The following is a 20,180-nucleotide window of genomic DNA, read 5'->3' as shown; positions in this document are numbered from 1 at the left end:
TCAACAGTCAATGGACGACCTGCACTCACGCATCGGCCGCCAGGACGCGGTTCAGGGCGGTCGGCACCGGCAGCCGACGCAGGCGGAGATCGAGGAGCGGCTCCGGCACCTGCGGATGCGGTCGGAGGAGCGCGCCCGGGACGCCGCGCGGCCGCCGGGCGCTCCAACGGCCGGGGACGCGACCAGTGCTGGCCCTGGCGGGACGGCCACGCCGCCGGGCGGAGAGGGTCGGCGCTGAGGCTGGCTCGCCATCACCAAGGCGCTGGCCGCCCGCGGGGCAGCGAGCCGGGACCCACTGGCCCGCCGCGCCGCCCGGCCCGGAACTGCTGCCACGGGCAGCGCGGGCGGCGGCCCTCACGGGAGACTGGCACCCTCCCGCGGCCGCCGCGCCTGATGGCCCGGCGCGACGGCCGTGGCCATGTCAGTGGGCGTGGCCGGTTCCCCTGGCCCCGGGGTGGGTGAACTCGGCCCCCGAGGTGCCGCCGCCGGTCACGTTCACGGACGGGGTTCCGCCGCCCGCACCGCGGCTTCCGCCCATGCGGCTGTGGTCCATCTCGTAGCCACCGCCCGGCTGGGTCAGGGTCGGCGAGCCCGCGCTGGGGCCCTGGCTGCCGCCCATCTGCCTGTGGTCCATCTCGTAGCCACCGCCCGGCTGGGTCAGGGTCGGCGCGCCGCCCGCTCCCGGCTGCGCGGGCGCACTGCTCGCGCGCGGCTGCGGCGCCGGGGAACAGGCGTTGAGCGCTCCGACAACGGCGCCAAGAGCGGCCCACTTAGCAAAGTGACCATTCACAGACATCGGGTCTTCTCCCTCTGGTTTCGGACTCGGGAAAGCAATTCCAGAGTTCGGAATACCTGCTACGCCGCTTGGTGCCGACCGAGCAAGGCCCCCGGACCGGAACCGCAGCCCGGACCAACACCGTGCGAGTGGCCATCGCCCCTCGCACGGTGGGGACATGAGCACCGGGACCGGCAGCTTCGGCCGTCAGGCGAAGATGTACCAGGACCCGAAGTCGTTGATGCCCGCGACGAACTGGGGCGTGTCGAACATGAAATCGCTCTGCCGCAGGTCGGCCTTGGCGACCCCGGCGAGCAGGATCGAGCCGTCGTCCTTGCCGTCCTTGTTGACGTCCCAGGCGACCCGGGCGCCCTTGTCCGTGTCCTTCACCGTGACGTCGTCCGCGTCGATCTCCATGAACGCGATGTGGTCGAAGAGGCCCTGCGCCAAGCCTTTGGCGCGGAAGTCGAGGACGACGTCGTTGCCGCTGTCGGGCGAGACCATGAAGGCGTCCGAGCCCGCGCCGCCCACATAGGTGTCGTCGCCGGGGCCGCCCTCCAGCATGCCGTGCCCCGGGCCTTCATCGAGCCAGTCCTTGCCGTCGCCGCCCATCAGCTCGTCGTTCTCGGCGCCGCCGTGCAGGGTGTCGTCGCCCGGGCCGCCCTCGAGCATGTCAGGGCCGTCGCCGCCGTTCAGGCGGTCCTTGCCCTCGCCGCCGTCGAGCACGTCGTCGCCGCCCTTGCCGACCAGGTGGTCGTTGCCCCCGCGGCCGAAGATCTGGTCCCAGGCGCCGCTGCCACGCAGCCACTCGCCCTTGCCGGTGCCGATGATGGCCGCGTACTTGTCGAAGGCAAGCGTGCTGGCCTTCTCGCCGGGACCGGGGACCAGGCTGTTGTCCGCCTTGGGCAGGGCGCCGGTGATCTCCGGGCCGTTCTCGCTAGGGGTCGGGCGCTCCGGGGTCGGCCCCTTGGGCGCGCGGACGCCCGGCGGCAGATCCGGCTGGTTGAAGAACATGAAGTCGTCCTGCGCCAGGTCGGACTTCTTCACGCCCTCGAGCAGCACCGAGCCGCCGTCCCAGCTGATCTTCACCCCACCGCTCGTGTCGGCGAAGGAGAGGTCCTTCCAGCGGATGTCCTGGAGGGCGAGGTGGTCACCGGTGCCCGGGCCCGCGGTGAAGTCCTTCACGACGTCGTCGCCCGAGCCGGGGCGCACGATGAAGGCGTCTGGCCCCGTGCCGCCCACGAGGGTGTCGTTGCCCTCCTCGCCGTCCAGGCTGCTGTGGCCTGGTCCCTCGTCGAGGTAGTCGTTGCCCGGCCCGCCCATTAGGCCATCCGCGCCCGCGGCGCCGTAAAGGGTGTCGTCGTCCTCCTCGCCGTGCAGGTGGTCCACGCCCTCGCCGCCCGAGAGCAGGTCCGGCCCCTTGCCACCCATCAGGACGTCGCCCTCGGGGCCGCCGCCGAGCTGGTCCCCGCCGTCCAGGCCCCAGTAGTGGTCGGCCGCGCCGGTGCCGCCGAAGGTGTCCTTGCCCGGCCCGCCAATGGCCAGCTGGTGGTCGGGCTTGCCCGTGATGGTGAGGGAAACCTGCCCGACCTCGATGGGCTTGTCCGCCGGGTGTGTCTTCCAGTGGGCATTGGTCTTGTTCGTCATGCCGTGCTCCCCTGCCTCGTGCCGGAGCCGCGCGGGAACGCCCGGTGGCCCGGCCGCGCGGCGGGAGGTGAACACGAGGCGTCCGGCGGGGGTTGAGGCCGGTTCCATGACATAGTGTGTCAGCGTCACGCAGCCGAACCGTCCGCCCGGGGTGGCGGCCGCCCCTGGCCGAGGCATCGGCTTGCATTACGAAGTATGTCTGGGCCGCCTTCGCATGTTGCGGGCGGCGGATCCGGAGGTCAGCTTTCGGCACCGATTGGGAACCTCGGGCGGCGCTGGCGCCCGGGGCTGGAGGTGCCGGGATGACGAGGACATTCAAGATCGGGAGCGCGCTGCGGCGACTGTCGCTGGCCGGGACCATGCTGGCGGCCCTGGCGGCGCCCGCGCTGGCGCAGCGCCATGACCTGACGCTCGAGGAGCGGGTGGTCAACATCAACGGCACCGACCGCCCGGCGGTGACCGTCAACGGCCAGTTCCCCGGCCCGCTGATCCGCCTGCGCGAGGGCGAGGAGGCGGTGATCCGGGTGACGAACCGGCTGGACAGGGAAAGCAGCATCCACTGGCACGGGCTGATCCTGCCCGCGGCGATGGACGGCGCGCCCGGCTTCAGCCCGGGCTTCTCGCAGGGCGTCGGGCCCGGCCAGACCTTCGAGTACCGCTTCCCCGTCGTGCAGTCCGGGACCTACTGGTACCACGCGCACAACCTCGACCACGAGCAGCGCGGCCTCTACGCGCCCATCGTCATCGACCCGCGCGAGCCGGAGCCCTTCCGCTACGACCGCGACCACGTCGTTCAGCTCTCGGAGTGGACCGACGAGCGCCCGGCGCGGGCGCTCCAGAACCTCAAGCGCGACCCCGGCTACTACAACTGGAACCGGCGCACGCTGGTCGGCCTGATCCGCGACCTGAACCGCGCGCCGGACGCGGACGCGCGCCGGGCGATCATCCGCGACCGCATCGAGTGGGGCAACATGCGGATGGACCCCACCGACATCGCCGACATCACCGGCGCGACCTACCGCTACCTCGTCAACGGCTTCCGGCCGGAGACGCCCGCCACCCTGCTGTTCCGGCCGGGCGAGCGCGTGCGCCTGCGCCTCATCAACTCCGGGGCCATGACCTACTTCGACGTCCGCATCCCCGGCCTGAAGATGACGGTCGTGCAGGCGGACGGGAACAACATCCGGCCCGTGGTCGTGGACGAGCTCCGCATCGCCGTCGCCGAGACCTACGACGTCATCGTCGAGCCGCGCGAGGACCGGCAGTACCAGATCCTGGCGGAGACCATGGACCGCACCGGCTGGGCCAGGGCGCGCCTGGCGCCGCGCATGGACGCCCCGGTCGAATCCTTGCCGCCGCACCGGCCGCGCCCGGTCCTGACCATGGCGGACATGATGATGAACCCGGGTCCGACGGGGCTGGACCGCGGCACGCCGCGTCCCGAGCATGACCAGCCCGGCCATGTCTGGCCGTCCTCGGGGATGGACCACGGCGAGATGCAGGGCCAGCCCGCCGCCCCGGCGGGCGGGGCGCATGCCGGGCACCAGATGCCGGGGGCGCCGCAGGGCCAGCCGACGATGGACCACTCAGCCATGGGCCACAGCGCGATGGACCATGCCGCCATGGGGCACGGTGCTCCGCCCGTGGCTGGCGCGCACGGGCCAGGCACCCCGGCCACGACCACGGCAGGTGGGATTCAGGCGCACACCGGGCATGGCGGCATGGCGATGGCCGACCCGGTGGTGCACGATACAGGCGCGCCGCCCGGCGCCCGCGTGCTGTCCTACCGCGACCTGCGCCCGCTGCGCCCCGACCCCGAGTGGCGGCCCTACGACCGCATCATCGAGGTGCGCCTGACGGGGAACATGGAGCGCTACATCTGGTCGATGAACGGCAACGAGTTCTGGCGCGCCCAGCCCATCGTCGCCCGCTACGGCGAGCGCCTGCGCATGCGCTTCATCAACGAGACCATGATGAACCATCCGATGCACCTGCACGGCATGTGGATGGTGCCGGACCTCGGCAACGGGGCGTTCAACCCGCGCAAGCACGTGGTGAACGTCAAGCCCGGCACGTCGCTCGACGTCGACGTCATCGTGGACGCCGAGGGCGACTGGGCCTTCCACTGCCACCTGCTCTACCACATGGAGAGCGGCATGATGCGGGTCTTCCGCGTCGTGCGGGACGGGGCTCCGGTCGCGTCGGCGCCGCGGCCCGCGGCGCAGCCTGTGACTGCCCTACATGTGCACTGAGCGCGGAGGGCTGCACAGGCGATGAAAACAATCCTCATTCGGCTGCTCTTCGTCGTGGGCAGGGCACTGGCTCTGGCCTTCCTTTCGCTGGCCTCGGCACAGACCACGTCCCCTGCAGGCCACGTGCACGGGCCGCGAAATGGCGTCGGGAGTGGGGCTGTCGGCCCGGCCGGTCTCGATCTGACGCCGCAGGAGGCAGCATGAACGCCAAGGTCAAGGCATCGAAGGGCGTGGCGGCGGTCCTCCTCGCCGCCGCGCTCGCCTCCTCCGCGGCCTGGGCGCAACCGGGCGGCGGCCATGGTGCCCACGCCGCGTCCGGGGCGACCGCGGCGGACCCGTCCCCCGCCCCGGGCGGAGGGTTGCTGGCGCCCGAGACGCATGGCATCGACGCCAGGCACCCGCCGCTCTACTTCGGCGCCGTCCTGTTCGACCAGAACGAAATCCGCAGCACCGGGCGCGGCAACCCGATCTACGCCTGGGAGGGCTTGGGCTACTACGGCACCGACTACCACCGCGTCTGGGTCAACACGCGCGGCGAGACCAACCGCGAGCGCGGCGGGCTGGAGCGGGCGGAGCTGCAGGTGCTCTACTCCCGCCTGCTCGGCTACTACTGGGACATCCAGGCGGGCGTGCGGCACGACTTCCGCATCGACCCGCACGAGGGCACGCCGCCGCGCACCTACGGCGTGATCTCGCTGCAGGGCCTGGCGCCGGGCTTCTTCGAGGTGCAGCTGCAGGGCTTCGTCGGCGGCGAGGGCGTGTTCCTCGCCCGCGCCGCCGCCTCCTACGACCTGCTCATCACCAACCGGCTGGTGCTGCAGCCCGAGTTCGAGATGAACTTCTCCACCGGCTGGGACCGGGAGGCGCTGATCGCGCCAGGGCTCTACCGGACGGAGGTGGGAATCAGGCTGCGCTACGAGATCACCCGCGAGTTCGCGCCCTACATCGGCTACTCCTTCGAGAGCTTCAACGGCGGCGCCACCGGCCTGAACCGGCGCCTCGGCGAGAAGCCCTCGCAGTCGACCGTGGTCGCGGGCATCCGTCTCTTCTTCTGATCCTCCGGGCGCGGGTGGCGCGCCGGGTTCGCCCCGGCGCGCCTGCGCCGCTCAGTTGCGCCGCTGTCCGCCGCGCCGCCGATGCGGCGGATGCCGCCGCTGGCCAGGCGGACGGGCCATCGAATCCTCCAGGCGTTGCGAGGCGGCGCCACGACCCTGCGCCCCCAGGTCGGCGTCGAAGTTAAGCGGCGCAGACCGCGCGGGTGTGCCCAATGGCGTGCGGAACACAGCTTGGGGTGTGGCGCCCGCCGGTCCTGCTGAACGTCCGGTCCGTGCGGCCGAGCGGGCGTTACGAAGCTTTGCCGGAACGCGGTGCGCCGTTGCGGCGGCGCTCCCGCGCGGGCATTCGTATCGGAGCGGCGCACCGACTTGGGATGCGCGGCCAAGTGGAGATCTTCAAGATGGGTAGGAAGTTTGCCGGACTCGTCGCGTCGGCCAGCGTCGCCATCCTGTTCGGCTTCGGCGCGCAGCCCAGTCTCGCGCAGCCCACGCTGTCGCCGCAGGGCGGCGGGAATGTCGAGATGGACCACAGCCGCATGGGCGGCCAGGGCCAGCGCCGGGGTGGACCGGCGCCCACGCTGTCGCCGCAGGGCGGGAGCGGCAACGCCGAGATGGACCACAGCCGCATGGGCGGCGGCAACCTCGGCAGCCCGTCCGGCGGCACGATCGTCGGCAACTCCGGCGAAGGCGGACCGGAGGTGCGGCACGGCCACGAGAACGGCATGCCGTTCCGCGGGTAGAGCCGCCCCCAGGGCGTCGGCGCCCTCGATACGCCTTTTCCGTGGGCGCCGCGTTCAAGGCGCGCGCCCACGCCGATGGATGGAGGACACATGCGGACACGGACAACCCTTCTTCTCGCCGCGACGGCCGGTCTGCTGGCGGCCTGCGCCGGAGCATCGGGGGGCACGGGACGGGCCTCGGTGCCCGCCCACGCCACCGGCGAAGGCCTGGGAGGGGTTCCCCAGACCACCGCCGTGGCACCCGCCGCCGCGTCCGGGCACGAGCACCACACCCAGGGGGAACGGCCGCACGTCCATTGATGGTCACCAGGTCAGTTCGTCGCGTTCGCACCATGGCCGCGCTCCTGCTGCCGCCCCTCTTGGGCGCCTGCGCGCGGGCACCCGACCTGCGCGACCGCCCGCCCGCCGCGGTGGTCGTGACCAGGGGCAACGCGGCGCGCCTCGCCTCCTGCCTGGCCGACTTCTATGCGGATGGCCCCTTCCGGCTGGAAGTGGTTTCCGGAGGGCAGGGCTCCCGCATCACGGCCTTCGGAATGCCTGCGGGCCTGGCCCCCTGGCGGCGCAGCCCCCGCTTCGAGGTCGAGGTGAGCCAGGCGGGGCCGGAGACCGCCCGTGTCGTGCTGCGCACCGCCCCGACGCTGCTCGGCCCCGAAGCGGAGGTGGCCAGGCTGCGGCGCCGCGTCACGGCCTGCGCCGGTGCGAAGTCAGGGGCAGCATTTCGAATTGTTGCTGGCGCCTCCCGGACGGGGGCCAGCACCTTGCCCGGCGGACCGGGGGACGCTCATTCCTTTGTGCGAGCCGTGCCGCCCCGCGCGGCGGCCATCCGAGAAGTGTGAGGTTCGACATGATAGGTTTGCTTTCCCGGAGGCGCGCCCTCGCCGCCGCGTCCACCGTCGCCCTGGGCCTCGCCGCCGCAGGCCCCGCGCTGGCGCACTCCGACCTCCACCACTCCGAGCCCGCCGACGGCGCGGTGGTCCGGGGCACCCCGCCCGCCGTCGTCCTGATGTTCCAGGGCCCGCTGCGGGTGGTGACCCTGCGGTTGCTGGACGAGGCCGGAGGCGAGAAGAGGCTGGCCCGCGAGGGCGAGCGCGGGGCCGCGGTGCAGGAGGTGCGCGCCGCCGTGCAGGACAGGCTGGCGCCGGGCGCCTACCGCATCGAGTGGCGCGGCGCCTCGCCCGACGGCCACGTCGGCGGCGGCACCGTGCGCTTCCGGGTTGATCCTGCCGCCCGATGATCCTCGCGCTGCTGCGGACGGGGGAGGTGGGCTGGGGCGGCGTCGCGGTGGCGCTGCGCGCCGCCTACTACGCGGGGAGCCTCGGCGGTTCGGGCCTGGCCTTCTTTGCGCTGCTGTTCGGCGCCCGCCGCGAGGTGGACGGCGCACGGCTGCGTCGCTGGGCGGCTTCCGCCGCCCTGCTGGGCATGGCCGCCGGACTCGGCGTCCTGGTGGCGCAGGTCGGTGAGCTGACGGGCAGCGAGAGCCTCCTCGATCCCGAGGCGTGGGGTGTGGTGCTCGGGTCGCGCGCTGGCGCCTCCTATGGCCTTGGCGGCGTCGGCCTGCTGCTTGTGGCGGCGCTCTCCCTCGGGTCGCGCTGGGCGGCCCTGGCGGCGGCCGGGGGTGTCGTAGTCTGCGCCAGCTACGCGCTCCTCGGCCACACCACCGCGCTCGCGCCGCGGCCGCTGCTCGCGGGTCTGCTGCTGGTCCACCTGCTGGTGGCCGCGTACTGGATCGGCAGCCTGCCGCCGCTTGCCTGGGCGGCGCGGCGCGACGGCCCGGGCGCGGCGCGCCTCGTCGAGGACTGGGCCCGCATCTCATCCGTGGCCGTGCCGGTGCTTGTGGCCGCTGGCCTGCTGCTCGCCTGGTGGATCCTGGGCGGGATCGGCGAGCTCCTCGGCTCCTGGTACGGCTGGGCGCTCCTGGCCAAGGTGTCCCTGGTGGCGGCGCTGCTTGGCTTCGCGGCGTGGCACCGGTTCCGCCTGACCCCAGCGCTGGCGGCCCGTGCCCCAGGGGCCGGGGCCAGGCTGGCGCGCTCGGTGGAGGTCGAGGCGATCGTCGCCCTGCTGGTGCTCTGGGCGGCAGCCGAGATGGTCTCCGACTCGCCCACGGCCATGCAGGGCATGGGCTGAGCTACCGGCGTCGCTCCCCAATCGAAGCGGAAGCGCCCGGCGCTCGGGCGCCTTCTTGGCCCACCGGAGGACGCACTGCCGCACCAGCGACGCCCGCGGCTTTGGATCTAGCTATGCCTTTTTCCCTCGATCCCCAGCCACAAAACCGAACTCCTCTGCAACCTGATGCTGCAACATTGCTTGGGATGGAACGGCAGCAATGGCGTCCCGATTGATGGGGGCGAGCGCCGTCCCCCCGCTTCGCCGGACGCCAGTTCCGTATTGAAAGAAACGGCGCTTGGGATCGAGACGGTCCGCATCCGGCGGGAGAGGCGGGATCCGCAGGCTGCTTGCGGACATCAGATCCACCCAACCATTGGTCGTTGTGGAAACAGCTCTTTAGATTGGACTTGGGGCTGCCCCCACGCATCTAGGAGCCACCCACCTGTCAAGTATTCCCGAGTCCGGGAGTCGGAACGAGGCTTGCGCGAGCACTACCGCCGGACGGTTGTCGCCACGTGGGGCGGCCAGCGGATAAGCCGGTACTCCGGTTTCATCTTGAAGCCAGCGGTATGACAGGTGATTTGGAAAACCTGGCCCAGGGAGGCATACTTTGAGATTACGTAAAAAAAGCACTCTGGCCAGGGAACACAACCCCTGGCATTGGCATTCTCCCTACGGGCCGTCACTTTCTCGGCGCCCATATCTTAGTGCCCATGTGAGTCATCCTCCTCTTTTGTGGATTAGTCTTTACGCGTCTCGACGCCCCCCTGCCAGCCTGCCTCGGCAGGGGGTTTTTTCCGTCCACTCGGCGATGGGACGAACGGCACGCCCTCCTTCCAGGATCGAAGCTAGCGGCCCAGCGTTCCGCCCGCCAAATGCCCATGCCGCACTTCGGGTCCGCCCTCGCCCGTGCCGCCGGTGACCGCCCCTCCGGCGGAGGAGCCGAGGCCACCTCGGCCGCCTCCCTGGTGGACGATCGTCGGCCCTCCGTCGCCCGCTCCGCCCACCCAGGCGCCACTCGCCGCGATGCCCTCGCCGAGGGGCGGGAGCGGGCGATGGACTTCGGGCCCGCCGCCTGGCGAGTTCTCCAGGTGAGTGGGGGCCCGGCCGAAGACCTGGCCCGGCGCGGTGCCATGGCTCGCCAAGTTCGGGGTTGCCGCGGAGCAGGCCGCGAGTGCCGAAGCGGTGGCGATGATGATGAGATGTCTGAGCATCGGATTCCCCTCCTCGCGTGATCGGGACACCGGGGAGCCTGACGCCGCCGAGCCGCGCGCCGCCTGGCCCGCCAGGAGCGGCTGGAGCCACACCGGCGCGTGCGAGCGGGACTTGGCGCCTCGGCATCGGGCCGCGCCTCCAGTCCTGCTGCCTTGGAGCAGCCGACGTTGCCACCCGCGCCGTCCGTGTGCCGCGCAAGCGGTCCGTCGCCCAGGAAAGGTCGGCATGGCGCGCGCTGCGTGCAACAGCCGCGGAGGCCAGCAACACTATGTAATCCGACAGGACCTGGCGGGGCTCGGAATCGCCCAGGTCACCATCGAGGTGCGAGAGAGAAGGGGGGCCGCGTTGCCCAAGCCGACGGCCGGAACCCGGCGGCGCCGCAACCAGGCCGCGCGGCGGCGGGCGCGCGAAAGGGAGCCATGGCGACCCCGAGGGAGCGGCCGCGGTGCGCCCGCGGTCTTCCTTCCGCCACCGGCCCGCGGGGCCGGGCCGCTCCGCCGGTGCGTCGGTGTGTGCCCGATGCCCACCGTGCCCGTGGTGCGCGAAAGGGCGCATCAGCGGGCACGCCAGCAGAAGGTAGGTCAGCGCGCCGAGCGTGTGCTCGTAGTGCTCCCGCAGGACGCATGGGAGCGGACGCTCAGAGCAACGTGCGCCCGCCGTGAGGCCGTCGTCAGGACGCCTGACTCAACGCTGCTGGCTCGCTGCCCCAAGCGCTTCCTGCTTCGCGCGGACGCCCGCAGGCCAGGTGCTCTTGATGAAGAGCAGCACGGTGCGGATCTCGCCGTCGCTGAGCCCCTCGCCGAGTGCGGGCATGTCGCTCGCGTAGCCGGGCACGAGGCCAGCGGGACCGCGCTTCGTAAGCTTGAAGAGCTGCGCGTCCGAGTGGTGCCAGGTGTGGCCGGTGGCGTCGTGCGGCGGTGCTGGCAAGCGTCCGTCCGGTCCGCGCTGGCGCCAGTTCGGCTGTCCTTCCAGCTCCGCGCCGTGGCAGGAGGCGCAGTGCTGAGCGTAGAGTTGCGTCGGCTCCCTCGGCGGGCCGGTTGTGGCCGCCTCCGGCCGTCAGCAGCAAGGCCGCGCCGAGGCCGGTCACCGATGCCAGCACGGCCACAGCAAGGACGGTCCGACGGCCAGGCCCGCTCCCGGCCGGACATGCCCCTATTGGCTCCTTCGTGGGGTGATGTCGTGAGGTTCAGCGCCATGTCGCTCTCCTCGTCGAGGGCGGCCCCGCAAGACGCCGCCAGCACTGCGGTAGGGGCCGTGCGGCGAGAGGTCAGCACCGGAGGAGCCCGGCCGGGCCGCTGCGTCGTGACAAACTATTGCCCCGCGCAGAACTTGCGTCACGTCAAACCGGCTTCCGACCGCCTGGCCCACAGTCGTGCCTCGGAACGCGAGGAGGGGCATGGCCATGGACGGCACAGTGGCGGCAGCGGAGGATGCAACGGGCAGTCCGGAGGTCGCCTCGCGCGGGCAGCGGAGGCACGAGCGCGCCGTCGGGGATGGGACGCCCGTAGCCTCCGTCGGCATGGCTGGCGCCTCATTGCCCGGTCCGGCGTTGCCCTGGGTCGACCTGCTCGAGTACCAGCGCGATTTCTGGGAGCGGTCGATCCTCTTCTGGGACACGCTCCGCCAGCGCGCGGACGGCACGCTGGAGCACGAGCGGCTGGGCCTGCCGCCGCTGCTCGACTTCCGCTCGGAGACGGTGCTGGATGCTCGCACCCTTCCTCGCCCGGCGAACTACGCCCTGCTCCGCATCCTCGGTCCCGCCGATGGGGCCCGGGTGCTCGCTCCCGATCCGGCGAAGCCGCCGGTCATCGTCGTGGACCCGCGCGCCGGGCACGGCCCCGGCATCGGCGGCTTCAAGCAGGACTCCGAGGTCGGCATGGCGCTCGGGGAGGGCCACCCGGTCTACTTCGTGGTCTTCTTCCCCGAGCCCTGCCGCGGGCAGACGCTGGCCGACGTGCACCATGCCCTGCGCCGCTTCGTCGAGACGGTGGCCGAGCGGCACCCGGGCAAGCCGCCCGTGCTCTACGGCAACTGCCAGGCTGGCTGGGCCGTCGCGCTGCTCTCGGCCGACTGCTGCGGCCTGGTGGGGGCCGCCGTGCTGAACGGCTCCCCGCTCTCCTACTGGGGAGGCGAGTCCGGCGTGAACCCGATGCGCCTCGCGGGTGGCCTGCTCGGCGGCGCCTGGCTCGCCGAGCTCGCGGCCGACCTCGGCGGCGGGCGTCTCGACGGCGCCTGGCTCGCCGCCAACTTCGAGAACCTAAAGCCGGAGCGGGCCATCTGGGAGAAGTACGCTCGGCTCTTCGCGGAGGTGGACACGGAACGCGAGCGCTTCCTGCGGTTCGAGCGCTGGTGGGGCGGCTTCCATTCCCTTGGCCGCGAGGAGATGGCCGCGATCGTCGAGAACCTGTTCATCGGCAACCAGGTCGAGCAGGGCGTCTTCCGCATCTGCGAGGGCTGCGTCGCCGACCTCCGGCGCGTCCGCAACCCGCTGGTGGTCTTCGCCTCGGAGGGCGACGACATCACCCCGCCGCACCAGGCGCTCGGATGGATACCGGCGGTCTACGGCAGCACCGAGGCGCTGAAGGCGGCCGGGCAGCGCATCGTCTACCTCATCAACCCGCACGTCGGGCACCTCGGCATCTTCGTCTCGGCCGCCGTGGCGCGACGCGAGCACCGGGCGATCCTCGCCAGCCTCGCCGACATCGAGGCGCTGCCGCCCGGCCTGTACGAGATGCGGATCGAGGATACGCCCGATGGTGGCGCGCGGCCGCCAGCGGGGCGGGCCGCCGTCCGCTTCGAGCCGCGGGCCGTCGAGGATCTGCGTTTCGCGCCGCCGCCGCGCGAGGCGTTCGAGCGTGTCCGCGCCGTGTCCGAGACCGGCCTCGCGCTCTACCGCAGCTTCCTGAAGCCCTGGGTCCAGGCCACGTCCAACCCCTGGACGGTGGGGCTGCTGCGCTGGCTGCACCCGATGCGAACGAGCCGGTATCTGCTGTCAGAGGAGTTCCAGCCGTGGATGCGCCTCGTCGCGGCGGCAGCGGCCCAGGTCGAGGCGAACCGCCACCGGACCCGCCCCGACAACCCATTGCTGTCGCAGGAGCGGGCCATCGTGGGCGTCGTTTCGCAGGCGGTGGAGGCGGCGCGGGCCTTCCGCGACGCCGCGGCCGAGCGGGGCTTCTCCACGCTGTATTCCGGGCCGATCGGGACCGCGCGGTCAGCCTCCGGCGGCGACGCGGGCGGGTGACGTGGCGCTTCGGCGCGCGGCGGAGCGTCGGGTGGGCGCAGCCCTTTCCTTCGCCCCGCCGCGCGGGCAGGCGCCGCGACGCTGCGGTCGCAACCGCCGGTCTCGCCCGCGGGAGGGGCCGTGGTGGCCGAGCGGCGTCCACGGGAATGAGGGCTTTGGGGAGCAGTGGAACGGAGAGTGTAGGCAAGGCTGCGGCGCGGGTGTCCCGGGGAGCCGTGGTGTCGCGGAAGTCCTGAATTGGTATGCCGATCCGTCAATGACCGCGGTGGACGTCCCGTTCCTCCCGCCGCGGACGGGTTGCCTGCGCGACCTGTCCGGACCTTGCTTGCGACCGCGTGATGTCGATCTCGGCTGCTCCCTCCTCACCGGCAAGGCAGTATTCCTCGATCTGCGTGGTCGAAAAGTGGACCTTGAATCGGCCGCGCAAGAGATCGTTCACCTGCTTCAGCACCCGCTCGCCCTCCTGCCAGTTTCGAACGCAGACATGGCTCGAGAAGACATTGCGCCCGGATGTGAGGCTCCAGGCATGGACGTGATGCACGTCGGTGACGCCCTCCAACTCCTGAATGGCTGCAATCGCAGCCTCCAGGTCGAGGTCCTCGGGCGTGCCTTGCAGCAGAATGTGCAGCGCCTCGCGCAGGATGCCCCAGGAGGCCCAGAGCAGGACGAGACCGAAGGCCATGCCGAGCAGCGGATCGATGGCGAGGAAACCGGTAAAGCGGATCACCAGGGCTGAGACGATGATAAGAAAACTGCCGACGAAAGTCTGCACGATGTGCCAGAAGGCGCCCCGCATGTTCAGATTCCCTTTCTGGCGCTCGTAGAGCAGCCAGAGTGCGACCAGTTCGGTGGCGATGCCGCCCCCTGCCGCGATCAGCATCGGCGTGGTCGCAAGCTCGACCGGTTCCATAAGACGCATTGCGCCCATCCACAGCACGAAAAGGGCCATGGCGACGAGGAACAGGCCGTTGAAGAGGGCCCCGAGGATTTCGGCCCGAATATAGCCGAAGGTGCGCGCGGGGCTGGACCGTCGCTCGCCTAGGCGGATCGCGACTAGAGCGATGAGCACGCCACCCACGGCCGAGAAGGTGTGGAAGGCATCGGACATGACGGCGACCGAGCCCGTCCAGAGGCCGATCCCGAGCTCGACAAGGAAGTAGAGGCCGGTGAGCCAGCCCGAGATGATGAGTGCCTTGCGATCGTCGCTCGCAGGCATATGACCCGCATGGCCGCCGTGAGACATCGACATGGCTAGTGCCTCCTATGGATACTGGCGCAGGCGCTTGAGAGGAGCGTCGGCGACGAAGCCCCGCCGACGCGGCTCATTACATCCGATCAGACTGCTCCCCAGACCCCAGTGACGGCGCCGACCGGGACTTAGTGCATGTCGAACCAGCCGACGCCCTTGATGTTGTTCCAGGAGTCCGTCTGGTGGCAGAGGAAGCATTGCTCGACAGACGCGTGGTGCTGCCCGGTGATGCCCCGGTCCATCATCTCGAAGTGCATCATGTAGTGGCTCGGCGGCGCCTGGTGGCACTGCACGCAGTCCGGCGAGCGCGGCGAGGGATGCCGGAAGGCAGCGACCGACCAAGCATCGGTGCGGTGGCAGTCCTGGCACTCACGGCCGAACAGGGTCCGGTGCGGGTCGCGGTTGGCGTGGCAGCCCGCGCAGTCAAGGGTTGCTGCCGCGCCGGGCGGCAGGGAACGCCGGTTCAGCGGGCCACCGACGAGGTCGGCGCCGCTGCCTGCGAGCAGTGCCTGCAACTGAGCCATCGCGTGGCGGAAGCCGTTCCCGCCCGTGGCCGCGGCGCCCGCCTCGGCTTCGGCGGCCCGGGCGTGACCCACCGTGGCCAGCACCGAATGGTCCATGTTGACCGGGCGGCGGCCGCGCCCCCCATGCTCGACGTGGCAGCCCGCGCATTCGCCGATGTTCGCGTGGAAGGCGGTCGAGGGCTTCGGCAGGAGTTCCGGTGCGGCTGTCGCGTGGCAGGTGAGGCAGGACACCGCCTCGACCCCGCGGTCCGGCGTGTGGCAGCTCTCGCAGCGTCCCTCCAGGAAGGCGTGCGCGGCCGACAGCGGTCCGGGGATCGCCGCGGAGCGCCAGCTCGGCAGCCCCTCAGAGCCCGATCGGTACATCAGGAGCGGCACCAGCACGGCGGCCGTGGCACCGAGGAGCGCGAGCGCCAGGTAGAGTGCCGAGGTGACCCTCACGGCAGCCACCGCAGGCCGAAGTAGACGCCGTTCCAGATGTGGAGCGCGAGGAGAGGGTACAGCACGAGGGCCGCGGCCACATGCAGGACCGTCCACCGCGAGAGCGCCCGCTTGATGACCTCGCGCCGGGCGATGGCGTACTCCAGGTCGGCGATGGCGCCGACCAGGCGCCGGAGGTCGCGGCCGGAGACCCCGGCGCCCGAGCCCATCAGCGGCTGAGCGCCCGCCGCCGCGCGCCCGGCGGCGAGCAGGTCGTAGCGGGCCCTGAGCAGCCCGAGTGACGCCTGCTGCTCGCGCAGGTCGGCACCGACCTGCGCCAGGTAGTAGCGACCGACGAAGCCGCTCAGCACGACAACCAGCATCGCCGAGACCAGCGCGACGCCGAGGGGGCTCTGGTACCTGTGGCCGCTGTGCAGGATGCCGAGCAGCGCGCCCACGACGCCCGTGTAGACGTGGAAGGAGAGGACGCCGCGCATCGACACGTAGCCGGTGGCCCTCGCGCGCACCCAGGCGCTGCGCTTGACCAGGGAGTAGGCGAGCAGCAGCACGAACAGGGTGGCGCCCGCGATGCCCAGCAGGCCACCGGCAAGGCTTCCGGGGAAGCGCGGGGCCTCGTGCAGCAGGAAGCCGGGGGCCACGAGAGCCAGGACGCTCACCAGGGCGCCGACGGCCAGGCGTTCGGTCTCGCTCACGTCACGCCTCGACGACGAGGTTGCCGACGGACTTCGCCTGGCAGGCCAGGATGACGCCCTGCGCCTTCTCGTCGGGAGGCAGCCCCTCCTCGACCTCCATCGTGACCGAGCCCTCGAGGAGGCGCACCTTGCAGGCGCCGCAGATCCCGACGCGGCAGGAGTAGTCGATGGGCACCCCGATCGCCTCGGCGGCCTCCAGGACGGTCTGGTCCGGCGCCAGCGCGCCCGCCTTGCCCGACCTGGCGAAGCGGACCTCCGCCGTGGCCACCCGCGGGACCGCCGCGGCCGCGGCCACCTCGGCCGGGACGGGGACGGGCGGCAGGGGCGCGGCCGGGCCGGGCACGACGCCCCGGGCCGGGCCGAACGCCTCCGTCCTCACCTGCTCCTTGGGGACGCCAAGCTCGGCCAGCGCGGCCTTCACGGCCTCCATCATCGGCGGCGGGCCGCACAGGTGGACCCGGCGCCTGGCGATGTCCGGGACGACCCGGGCGATGAAATCCTTGGAGACCGGGCCCGTGGAGCCCATCCAGGCGGTCCCCTCCGCGCGCGACATCGTCGCCGCCACGTGCAGGTTCGGGTGCCGCTTCTGCAGGTACTCGAGTTCCTCGCGGAAGACGAACTCCTCGGGGCTGCGCGCCCCGCAGAGGAAGAAGATCTCGCCGGGGTAGGCGCGGTCGGCCAGGTACCGGGCGACGCTCATCATCGGGGTGATGCCGACCCCGCCCGCGATCAGGACGATGCTGGCCTCCTCGCCCATGAAGGTGAAGACGCCCGAGGGGGCCGACACCTCCAGGGAGTCGCCGACCGCGACGCGGTCGTGCAGGTGCCGCGAGATGAGCCCCTGCTCCTCCCGCCTGACCGTGACCTCGACGTAGCTGCGCCGGGTCGGCGACGACGCGATGGTGTAGGAGCGCCTCACCGTCTTGCCGTCGAGCTCCGCCGAGAAGGTCAGGAACTGGCCCGGCATGAAGGTGAAGGGGACGTCGCCGCCGCCAGGGTCCACCAGCCGGAACGTCTTCACGGAGGGCGTCTCGCGGAAGATGGCCGCGACCCGCAGCGTGCCCGACCAGGGCCGCTTGGCCGCCGCCGTGGCCGCTGCTGGCGAAGGGGCGGGAGCGACGGCCGGGGCTGGGACGGCGGCTGCGGCCACGGGCATCGCGACCGCCGCGGCGGGTGCTTCGGGCGCCGGGGGGCTTGGGGCCGGTGCGGGAGGCGGCGCCGGTGGCCCCGAGGCGGGCGCGGTGCCGGGCCGTGCGAGACGCGCGACGAGGCCGCTGACCCGCCGCATGCGGCCGAACTGGAGCGCCAGCGTCCCGAGGAGGAACGCCACCAGGAACGCCATGGTGGTCAGGTGATACCAGGAGAGGCCCCATGGTCCCTCATCCATCGTCATGGCCGTCGCCGCGGCTTGGGTCGGGGGCAGGGCGAGCTGGTCCCGGAACCAGGCCAGGGCGATCTGCCGGGGCGCGGCGCCCGCCTCGACGGCCCGCAACGCTGCCGTCCCGCTCTCGAGCATCTGCAGCCCCTCGCGCAGGCCGGTGATGGCCTGCCGGACCGCCAGGTCGTCGTTGGCGGCGAGCGCGTGGTGCAGCCGTGCGCCGCCCGAGGTGACCGCCTGCGATCCCCACCCGATGCGGCGCTCGGCCTCGGTCTCGATGATCCGGCGCGCCTCGGGCGTGAGCGCGGGCATGTCCAGCAGGGTCGCGTAGAACGGCCGCGGGCCGCCGCCCATGCAGCCCATCATGCCGCCGCAGCCGCCGGTCGGCTGCGGCGCGGCGCCCGGCATCGGTGCCGTCGTGCCCGCGGCCGGGGGCGCCTGCCCCGGATGGTGCGCGCTGTGGTCGCCGGGAGCGACCTGGGCCGCCGCCGCGCCGGTCAGCCATGCCCCGAGCACGGCCGCGAGTAGCCACTGGCGCATCAAATGTCCCTTGGCGAATGGCGCCCGCGCTCAGAACGTCCCGATGAACGGCAGCATGGTGGAGGCCGCCACGCGCTTCTGCGCGTCGTCGAGCTGGGCGTAGAGCGTGCTGAAGGCCATCCGCGTCATGTGCATCGCCTCGGCCCGCTCCCGCAGGTGTCGCTCGAAGGACTCGAGCCGCGCCATCGGGTCCACCGCCGTCGTGCCTTCCTGCAGCGCCGCGCGCGCCGCGTCGAGGTGTTCGCGGCCGGAGCGGAGGGTGTTGGCGAAGGCATCCCACGCGGCCGCCTGGGCGTCCGTGATGCGCAGCTCCGTGCGGAGGAACGCGATCCGGCCCTCGAGCCGGGCGGCGGAGCTGCCCATGGCCTGCGTGCCGCCCATGGCGCCCATGCCCATGCCGGGGGTGGCGGCGGGCCCGGCACCCTGCATCGGGGCCATCCCCGGCTGCGCGGCGCCCATGCGCATCATGTTGCGCATCATCGCCATGCAGCCCGCCATCGGCTCCTGGCCCATGCCCTGCTGCTGCGGCATCTGCCCCATCGGCATCTGCCCCTGGCCCTGGGCAGGCATCCCGCCACCCATCCGCATCATGCCGTCATCCGACATGCCGCCCACGCCCATGCCACCGCGCTGGCCGGTCTGGCCCATGCCGGGCATCCCAGTGTTGCCCTGGGCAGTCTGGGCCTGTGCGCCTCCCATGCGCATGTCATCGTCCATGCGCATGCCGCCCGAGCCTTGCTGCTGCATCCCTCCGCCGCCCATCGGCATCTCCATGTCCATCATGGCGAGCCTGACGGGTTGCCGGGGAGCCTCCTCGGCCATCCCGAAGGAGGACAGGGGCAGCAGGGCAGCGACCGTGGCTGCGGTACGCAGCGTGTGCTTCATCGACATTCGGCGGTCCTCCTCATCATGGGGGGGCGTCGGGCTGGCGCCGCCAGCGCCGGTGGATGGCAGGCGAAGCCTGTTACACCCTTCAGGTTGGTCGGCTGGGCGGGGCTCGATCCGGCCCAGGCACAGTCGCGAACTCCCAAATCAGGACACCGGGTGCTGCGTGGGCCGCACCCGGCACTGGCGCCAGTGTAGCGCTTCCCCGCAAAGCCATATTTTTCAAAACATTTCTGCTTCGCGGCCGCCATGGCGGAGCCGGTGTCCGCCAGGACGAGGCTGCTGTTCCCGCGGAGCCCACGAGCGTCTCGAGCTTGTGCTCGGCAATGGCGATGCCGGTCACGGGACGCCCGTCCGGCGGGCGAACGAGCCGCACCCGCACCTCGGCGCTCCGGCTCAGCCGCATCTGCTGATCGAGCACGCGCAGCGACAGGCGCGCGAAAGGGAACCGTGGTGACCGCGAGGGAGCGGCCGCGGTCATCCTTCCGTCACCGGCGCGCGGGGCCGCTCCGTTGATGCCTCGGTGTGCGCCCGATACCCACCGTGCCCGTGGTGTGTGAACAGCTGCATCGGCGGCACGCCAACAACAGCAGGTAGGGCAGCGCGCCGAGCGTGTGCTCGTAGTGCTCCAGGCGAGCCGACGCCGGGCCGGGTCAGGGAGGCGCGCCTCCGATGCCCGACCGTAAGTGTCATTTCATTGCTGCGGCCCGATGCCCGGCGCTCGGGCGACGGCCGCCACCCAATGGGATCAGTGGCTTCTGCCCCCTTGGGGATTGGCACGGCGGCGCGCTTCGCCAAGCGTCCGGTCAATCGTGGCGCGCGGCAAGAACTCCCCGGCGCGGGTCGTGTTCATCGCCGTGACGGGGCATGCGCGCGGCCCGGCCGCGGCAGGGACCCCGTCACCCCCGGACAAGGAGACCTCCGCATGCACGCCCAGCAGATGATTGCTTCGCATCCACACGTCAAAGGCAGCACGAACGACGCGCTCATCCGCTGCCTGGAGGAGTGCTACTCCTGCGCGCAGACCTGCACCTCCTGCGCCGACGCCTGCCTCGGTGAGCAGATGGTGCAGCAACTCACTCAGTGCATCCGCCTCAATCTGGACTGCGCCGATGTCTGCGCCGCGGCGGGCTCGATCGCGACGCGTCGGACCGGCTCGAACGAGGAGCTGATCCGGCAGATGCTGACGGCCTGCGAGACGGCCTGCCGCCTCTGCGGCGAGGAGTGCGAGCGCCACGCCAGCCAGCACGCGCACTGCCGGATTTGCGCCGAGTCCTGCCGCCGCTGCGAGCGGGCCTGCGCCGAGGCGCTGCGCAGCATGTCCGCCTGAGTCGGCCCAGGGGCGCCGCGGGGCGTGCGGAACCCGGCCCCAATCTCAGTGGCGCGCCCAGACCCGCTCGCCGCCTGGCGCCCCGAACACGGCGACCTTCGGACCCTGCCGGA

Annotated in this window: 16 protein-coding genes and 1 pseudogene; 8 read left to right on the top strand and 9 right to left on the bottom strand. The window is 72.0% G+C overall.

Annotation, left to right across the window (positions count from 1 at the left end):
- Positions 1 to 982: 982 nt before the first annotated feature.
- Entirely contained in the window at positions 983 to 2,422 is a 1,440-nt protein-coding gene (locus E5N76_RS07890) for a calcium-binding protein (protein ID WP_187830048.1), read from the bottom strand.
- Between the two features lie 302 nt (positions 2,423 to 2,724).
- Here E5N76_RS07890 and E5N76_RS07885 point away from each other — a divergent pair, with 302 nt between their 5' ends.
- The 6 genes from E5N76_RS07885 to E5N76_RS07860 all read left to right on the top strand — a co-directional run bounded on the left by E5N76_RS07885 (position 2,725) and on the right by E5N76_RS07860 (position 8,593).
- Positions 2,725 to 4,674: a copper resistance system multicopper oxidase gene (locus tag E5N76_RS07885; protein WP_207791901.1), complete on the top strand. Its 1,950-nt coding sequence runs from the start codon at positions 2,725 to 2,727 to the stop codon at positions 4,672 to 4,674.
- Positions 4,675 to 4,874: 200 nt separating this feature from the next.
- Positions 4,875 to 5,729: a copper resistance protein B gene (locus E5N76_RS07880; RefSeq protein WP_149536730.1), complete on the top strand. Its 855-nt coding sequence runs from the start codon at positions 4,875 to 4,877 to the stop codon at positions 5,727 to 5,729.
- Between the two features lie 386 nt (positions 5,730 to 6,115).
- The gene (locus tag E5N76_RS07875) at positions 6,116 to 6,469 is read left to right on the top strand and encodes a hypothetical protein (protein ID WP_149536729.1); all 354 of its coding nucleotides are present in this window, start codon (positions 6,116 to 6,118) and stop codon (positions 6,467 to 6,469) included.
- A 332-nt stretch (positions 6,470 to 6,801) separates the two neighbouring features.
- Complete coding sequence (locus tag E5N76_RS07870; protein ID WP_149536728.1) at positions 6,802 to 7,305, top strand: hypothetical protein; 504 nt, start codon at positions 6,802 to 6,804, stop codon at positions 7,303 to 7,305.
- Between the two features lie 8 nt (positions 7,306 to 7,313).
- A complete protein-coding gene (locus E5N76_RS07865; protein WP_149536727.1) occupies positions 7,314 to 7,703 on the top strand; it encodes a copper resistance CopC family protein in 390 nt (129 codons plus the stop codon).
- On the top strand, positions 7,700 to 8,593 hold the full coding sequence (locus tag E5N76_RS07860; RefSeq protein ID WP_149536726.1) for a CopD family protein: 894 nt from the start codon (positions 7,700 to 7,702) through the stop codon (positions 8,591 to 8,593). Before E5N76_RS07865 ends, E5N76_RS07860 begins: the two co-directional genes overlap by 4 nt.
- A 729-nt stretch (positions 8,594 to 9,322) precedes the next feature.
- Here E5N76_RS07860 and E5N76_RS07855 read toward each other — a convergent pair.
- Both E5N76_RS07855 and E5N76_RS30050 read right to left on the bottom strand, forming a co-directional pair.
- The gene (locus tag E5N76_RS07855; RefSeq protein ID WP_149536839.1) at positions 9,323 to 10,408 is read right to left on the bottom strand and encodes a DUF2933 domain-containing protein; all 1,086 of its coding nucleotides are present in this window, start codon (positions 10,406 to 10,408) and stop codon (positions 9,323 to 9,325) included.
- Positions 10,409 to 10,474: 66 nt separating this feature from the next.
- Positions 10,475 to 10,807 (bottom strand): annotated as a pseudogene (locus E5N76_RS30050) (c-type cytochrome); the annotation flags it as partial.
- Positions 10,808 to 11,192: 385 nt separating this feature from the next.
- On the opposite strand from E5N76_RS30050, the gene E5N76_RS07845 reads away from it, so the two are divergent.
- Positions 11,193 to 13,031 carry a DUF3141 domain-containing protein gene (locus E5N76_RS07845; RefSeq protein ID WP_235907608.1) on the top strand — a complete coding sequence of 613 codons (1,839 nt, stop codon included), beginning with the start codon at positions 11,193 to 11,195 and terminating at the stop codon, positions 13,029 to 13,031.
- Between the two features lie 253 nt (positions 13,032 to 13,284).
- Here E5N76_RS07845 and E5N76_RS07840 read toward each other — a convergent pair whose 3' ends face one another.
- The 6 genes from E5N76_RS07840 to E5N76_RS31360 all read right to left on the bottom strand — a co-directional run bounded on the left by E5N76_RS07840 (position 13,285) and on the right by E5N76_RS31360 (position 19,369).
- Positions 13,285 to 14,280: a cation diffusion facilitator family transporter gene (locus E5N76_RS07840; protein ID WP_149536724.1), complete on the bottom strand. Its 996-nt coding sequence runs from the start codon at positions 14,278 to 14,280 to the stop codon at positions 13,285 to 13,287.
- A gap of 128 nt (positions 14,281 to 14,408) precedes the next feature.
- Positions 14,409 to 15,242 carry a cytochrome c3 family protein gene (locus tag E5N76_RS07835; RefSeq protein WP_207791900.1) on the bottom strand — a complete coding sequence of 278 codons (834 nt, stop codon included), beginning with the start codon at positions 15,240 to 15,242 and terminating at the stop codon, positions 14,409 to 14,411.
- Positions 15,239 to 15,934 (bottom strand): iron reductase, encoded by a 696-nt coding sequence (locus tag E5N76_RS07830; RefSeq protein WP_149536723.1) that lies wholly within the window; start codon positions 15,932 to 15,934, stop codon positions 15,239 to 15,241. The genes E5N76_RS07835 and E5N76_RS07830 overlap by 4 nt, the downstream gene beginning before the upstream one ends.
- Before the next feature lies 1 nt (position 15,935).
- Positions 15,936 to 17,852, bottom strand: coding sequence for a 2Fe-2S iron-sulfur cluster-binding protein (locus E5N76_RS31245; protein WP_207791899.1), 1,917 nt, complete (start codon positions 17,850 to 17,852; stop codon positions 15,936 to 15,938).
- Between the two features lie 30 nt (positions 17,853 to 17,882).
- On the bottom strand, positions 17,883 to 18,743 hold the full coding sequence (locus tag E5N76_RS07820; protein WP_149536722.1) for a Spy/CpxP family protein refolding chaperone: 861 nt from the start codon (positions 18,741 to 18,743) through the stop codon (positions 17,883 to 17,885).
- Positions 18,744 to 19,225: 482 nt separating this feature from the next.
- Complete coding sequence (locus E5N76_RS31360; RefSeq protein WP_207791914.1) at positions 19,226 to 19,369, bottom strand: DUF2933 domain-containing protein; 144 nt, start codon at positions 19,367 to 19,369, stop codon at positions 19,226 to 19,228.
- Positions 19,370 to 19,662: 293 nt separating this feature from the next.
- On the opposite strand from E5N76_RS31360, the gene E5N76_RS07810 reads away from it, so the two are divergent.
- Positions 19,663 to 20,067 (top strand): four-helix bundle copper-binding protein, encoded by a 405-nt coding sequence (locus E5N76_RS07810; protein WP_149536721.1) that lies wholly within the window; start codon positions 19,663 to 19,665, stop codon positions 20,065 to 20,067.
- The last annotated feature ends 113 nt before the right edge of the window (positions 20,068 to 20,180 follow it).

The sequence above is a fragment of the Siccirubricoccus phaeus genome (genome assembly GCF_008360935.1).
Classification (GTDB): domain Bacteria; phylum Pseudomonadota; class Alphaproteobacteria; order Acetobacterales; family Acetobacteraceae; genus Siccirubricoccus; species Siccirubricoccus phaeus.
The sequence above is the reverse complement of the archived record's forward strand: the minus strand, read 5'-3'. Positions and strand labels throughout refer to the sequence as shown.

What these genes read in the sequence shown, in the direction of transcription:
- E5N76_RS07870 (WP_149536728.1), top strand. Translation starts at nt 6,802, where the DNA reads ATGGCCGCGCTCCTGCTGCCGCCCCTCTTGGGCGCCTGCGCGCGGGCA.
- E5N76_RS07880 (WP_149536730.1), top strand. Translation starts at nt 4,875, where the DNA reads ATGAACGCCAAGGTCAAGGCATCGAAGGGCGTGGCGGCGGTCCTCCTC.
- E5N76_RS07840 (WP_149536724.1), bottom strand. Translation starts at nt 14,280, where the DNA reads ATGTCGATGTCTCACGGCGGCCATGCGGGTCATATGCCTGCGAGCGAC.
- E5N76_RS07845 (WP_235907608.1), top strand. Translation starts at nt 11,193, where the DNA reads ATGGACGGCACAGTGGCGGCAGCGGAGGATGCAACGGGCAGTCCGGAG.
- E5N76_RS31245 (WP_207791899.1), bottom strand. Translation starts at nt 17,852, where the DNA reads ATGCGCCAGTGGCTACTCGCGGCCGTGCTCGGGGCATGGCTGACCGGC.
- E5N76_RS07810 (WP_149536721.1), top strand. Translation starts at nt 19,663, where the DNA reads ATGCACGCCCAGCAGATGATTGCTTCGCATCCACACGTCAAAGGCAGC.
- E5N76_RS07820 (WP_149536722.1), bottom strand. Translation starts at nt 18,743, where the DNA reads ATGTCGATGAAGCACACGCTGCGTACCGCAGCCACGGTCGCTGCCCTG.
- E5N76_RS07860 (WP_149536726.1), top strand. Translation starts at nt 7,700, where the DNA reads ATGATCCTCGCGCTGCTGCGGACGGGGGAGGTGGGCTGGGGCGGCGTC.
- E5N76_RS07865 (WP_149536727.1), top strand. Translation starts at nt 7,314, where the DNA reads ATGATAGGTTTGCTTTCCCGGAGGCGCGCCCTCGCCGCCGCGTCCACC.
- E5N76_RS07885 (WP_207791901.1), top strand. Translation starts at nt 2,725, where the DNA reads ATGACGAGGACATTCAAGATCGGGAGCGCGCTGCGGCGACTGTCGCTG.
- E5N76_RS07890 (WP_187830048.1), bottom strand. Translation starts at nt 2,422, where the DNA reads ATGACGAACAAGACCAATGCCCACTGGAAGACACACCCGGCGGACAAG.